Here is a 4,287-nt window from a genome sequence, read left to right as displayed (position 1 = left end):
CTGCATTCTTGATCAACATTTTTACAGAAAGTTTCATTGGAGGTGCCATCGAGTATAATCCTTTCTAAGAATTCCTTACCTTACGCAAGTATAATATAACAACTCTCCTCAGGAACGACCATGAATCCTGCAACAAACCGTCACCAAGCTCCCCTGCGAATGATTCGCGTCTTTATCTCATCCACCTTTAACGATATGCATGAAGAACGCAATGAACTGGTAAAGTTCATCTTTCCCGAGTTGCGGAAAATCTGCGAACGTCGGCATGTCACGTGGGGTGAAGTCGATCTGCGGTGGGGCATTCCCGACGAGGCGAAGGCAGAAGGCAAAGTATTGCCAATCTGTCTCGAGGAGATTAAGCGGTGCCGTCCCTACTTCATTGGGATATTGGGTGAACGGTATGGCTGGATTCCCGAAACTTTGCCTTTCGATTTGGTCGAAAAAGAACATTGGTTGAGAAAGTATGCCGGACGCTCGGTTACCGAGCTTGAAATTCTTCATGGGGTTCTTGAAAATCCCGCAATGAAGAATCACGCTTACTTTTACTTCCGTGATCCGAAATACATCTCCAAAAAACCTACCAGTGAACAGAACAAGTTCCGCGACACCGATGCGCAGGCTGTTAAGCGTTCTCAGAAATTGAAAGACCTCAAGGAGCGAATCCGTCAGAGCAAATTTCCGGTACAAGAGAACTATCCGAATCCGAAAGCCTTCGGGCAATTGGTTTTAGAAGATTTCAAGCAGCTCATCGACAAATTGTATCCAGAAGACCAAATCCCCGATGCATTGACTCGAGAAGCATCAGAGCATGAGGTTTTTGCGGAGAGTCGTCGTCGTCTTTACATCGGTGGTGAAAAGTACTCTGAACGGTTGAACAAGTTTGTAGCTGGAACCGAACAACCGCTCGTGGTGTTAGGTGAATCGGGATCGGGTAAATCGGCATTACTGGCGAATTGGGTTGCACATTACCGAGAGCATCATCCTAACGAGTTTGTGATGCAACACTTCATCGGAGCTACCGGTGCCAGTGCCGATTGGACAACGATGGTGCGGCGCATCATCGACGAGTGCAACCGGAAGTACAATGTACAAACCAAGGACATTCCCGGTAAACCGGAAGAACTCCGTTCATTCTTTGCCAACTTTCTCTATATGACCGCTGCCAAAGGGCGAGTTGTACTGGTAATCGATGCGGTCAATCAGCTTGAGGATCGCGATCAAGCGCTGGAGTTAGCGTGGTTGCCACCGGTGATGCCTGCCAATATTCGTTTAATCGTATCAACACTGCCCGGCAAGTCCCTCGATGAATTGAAACGGCGCAAGTCACTCTCATTAGAGGTGAAACCGCTTGATAACACGGAACGTGTCCGTTACATCAATGACTACCTCAAGATCTATTCCCGTGAGCTAAATGATACCCAACTCGCCCGGATAGCGAGTGCCCCTCAAGCAACGAATCCACTCTTTCTGAAGGTGTTACTTGAGGAACTGCGGCTCTTTGGAAAATATGAAGAGCTTGATCAGAAAATCGGCTACTACCTGCAGGCTCAATCGATACCAAATTTGTATCAAAAGGTACTGATCCGTTGGGAACAAGATTACGAAGAGGATAGCGATCTCGTCGGTGATGCGATATCGCTGCTTTGGTCGGCGCGGTGGGGACTTTCAGAAATTGAACTACTCGATTTGCTTGGTGAGAATGGAGAACCACTTCCCCGAGCAAAATGGTCACCGTTGTATTTGGCGGCAAGCGACTCCCTCGTCTCCCGTTCTGGCTTGCTCGGATACTTCCACGACTATCTCCGCGATGCGGTACGCGACACCTATATCCCTACCGAAGAACATCAGAGAAAGTTTCATGTTCGTATTGCCGATTACTTCCTAAAACGAGAATTGAATTCTCGTAAGGTGGATGAACTACCGTGGCAACTCTGTGAAGCCAAAGAGTGGGATCGGCTATACGATATGCTTGCCGATCTCGACTTTTTCGATGTGGCCTGGAATGCAAGTGAATGGGATGTAAAGCGGTATTGGGCAAATATTGAAACGAACTCTTCATTACGAATGAGTAACGCTTACCAGAACTGGAAGGATACTTTCCACAGTCATTTTAATACTTGGTGGAAAATATCGGTTCTACTAGGTGATACTGGAAATATGGATACTGCTTTACAACTACGCCAGAGATTCGTTTCATTCCGTAGAAATACTGGTGATAAAGCGAGTATGTATAACAGCCTAGTCAATCTTGCACTGATTTTGTATGCAAAAGGCAATTTAGACGAGGCAGATTCACTCAATAAAGAAGCAGAACAGATTTGCCGGGAATTGGGGGATAAAGCGGGCTTGTCGACCATTCTAGGGAATCAGGCATTGATATTGATGGATCGAGGTGATTTAGACAGCGCCATGGCACTCTGTAAAGAACAAGAACGGATTTCCCGGGAATTGGGGAATAAAGCTGGTTTACAACATTGTCTTTGTAATCAGGCATTAATATTACAAGCAAGGGGCGATTTGAACAGAGCCATGGCGCTACTCAAAGAACAAGAACGAATTAGTCGGGAATTGGGGGATAAAGAGGGCTTGTCGGCATGTTTCAACAATCAGGCAAACATTTTGTCTGATAGGGGCGATTTAGCCGGAGCCATGGCACTCCATAAAGAAAACGAACGGCTTTGCCGGGAATTAGGAAATAAGGCGAGCTTGCAACTTAGTCTTGGCAATCAGGCAACGATTTTACTGAGCCAAGATGATTTAACCAGTGCTATGTTTCTGATGAAAGAACAAGAACGGCTTTGCCGGGAATTGGGGGCTAAAGCGGGCTTGTCGGCATGTTATGGAAATCAGGCTTTGATTTTGAAGCGACAAGGTGATTTGGTAGGTGCCATGGCATTGCACAAAGAAGAAGAACGAATATGTCGGGAATTGGGAAACAAATCCATTTTACAAGGGTGTCTCTGCAATCAGGCGTTGATTTTAAAACTGCAAGGTGATTTGGTTGGTGCCATGGAACTTCATAAAGAGGCAGAACGGCTTTGTCGGGAAATCGAGTCTAAAGATGGTTTGCAGGCAAGTTTTGGTTTTCAGGCTTCGATATTAATGGAACAAGGCGATTTAAACAGTGCAATGTCTCTGATGAAAGAACAAGAACGGCTTTGCAGGGAGTTAGGGAGCAAAGCGGGTCTGCAAGCAAGTCTTGGTAATCAGGCAATGATTTTTCGTAAACTTGGTGACTTCGATAGAGCGCTGACTCTCTTTAAGGAGAAAGAAAGACTTTGCCGAGAATTGGGTGATCCAGGTGGTATTGTTATTAGTATTAGCCAACAAGCAATACTGTTAACCAATGAGTATTCTAAGTACTCAGAAGCGTTGCCTTTGGTGGAAGAGGCTTATGCGATTTCAACTCGGTATGGGTATACTGGAGTGCAGAAGCAACTTGAAAAGTTTCTGAGTGATATCAAATCTAGGTTATAGATTATTACTCCATCGAGTAAATTTGTGGGAGTGATTATGCGACCAGAAATGGTACAACAAAATCATTTTGCTTCAACAGATAATTGTGAGAAATCCATTCTCGTTACCGGTGATCTGTTTGTCGACTACGATCTCGTACAGCACCCGTCCGCACCATCAGCATCATCCCAGTGCTCACGGCACATGGTTATCACTTGGTAAAGCTCACAGATAACGAAGAATACACCATCGATCACGACAAGCAGGAACATGGAAACCAAGAAATCGGAAAACCCGAAGAACCCGCAATTAGCACAACGTACGATCCGTGTGTTTGTCTCATCGACGTTTCTCGATCGGGAAGACGAACGAAAACTGCTTGGAAATATGGTCTTTCCAGCCTTGCGGGAGTTTACGAAGAACGGTTGTTATATCGATTTCGAGATACAATTCTCGGTCAAAATCTGAACATAGGAGATCGTTGATGCCTCACGATGTATTTATCAGTTACTCTTCCGATGATAAGTTAACAGCAAATGCAACCTGTTCAATTCTTGAAGAGAAAAAAATACGTTGCTGGATAGCACCACGTGACTTGTTACCAGGTCAAGAATATGGTGAAATGATAGTCGATGCTATTAGAAATGCTAAGATTGTTGTACTAATCTTCTCATCAAGTGCACAAAAATCGAAACACGTTAAGCGCGAAATTGAACGAGCAGTAAGCAAAGGTAAATCGATTCTGACCGTTAGAATTGAAGATACTATGCCGGTCGGGTCCATGGAGTATGCTCTTAGCAATGAGCATTGGTTGGACGCATTAACCCCACT

General features: G+C 45.1%; 3 protein-coding genes. All 3 read left to right on the top strand.

Annotated elements, in window-relative coordinates:
* Nucleotides 1-120 precede the first annotated feature (120 nt).
* Nucleotides 121-3,477, top strand: a complete 3,357-nt coding sequence (locus OEM52_14235) for a DUF4062 domain-containing protein (GenBank protein MDK9701294.1) — start codon at nt 121-123, stop codon at nt 3,475-3,477.
* 249 nt (nt 3,478-3,726) lie between these two features.
* Complete coding sequence (locus OEM52_14230; protein ID MDK9701293.1) at nt 3,727-3,924, top strand: DUF4062 domain-containing protein; 198 nt, start codon at nt 3,727-3,729, stop codon at nt 3,922-3,924.
* A 16-nt stretch (nt 3,925-3,940) separates the two neighbouring features.
* A partial coding sequence (locus OEM52_14225; GenBank protein MDK9701292.1) for a toll/interleukin-1 receptor domain-containing protein occupies nt 3,941-4,287 on the top strand: 347 nt, incomplete at its 3' end.

The organism is bacterium (assembly GCA_030247525.1).
GTDB lineage: Bacteria > Electryoneota > JAOADG01 > JAOADG01 > JAOADG01 > JAOTSC01.
This window is presented reverse-complemented; position numbering and strand designations above follow the sequence as displayed.

Bases quoted from the DNA above. Each gene is read 5' to 3' on its own strand.
- OEM52_14235 (MDK9701294.1), top strand. From the start codon at position 121: ATGAATCCTGCAACAAACCGTCACCAAGCTCCCCTGCGAATGATTCGC.
- OEM52_14230 (MDK9701293.1), top strand. From the start codon at position 3,727: ATGGAAACCAAGAAATCGGAAAACCCGAAGAACCCGCAATTAGCACAA.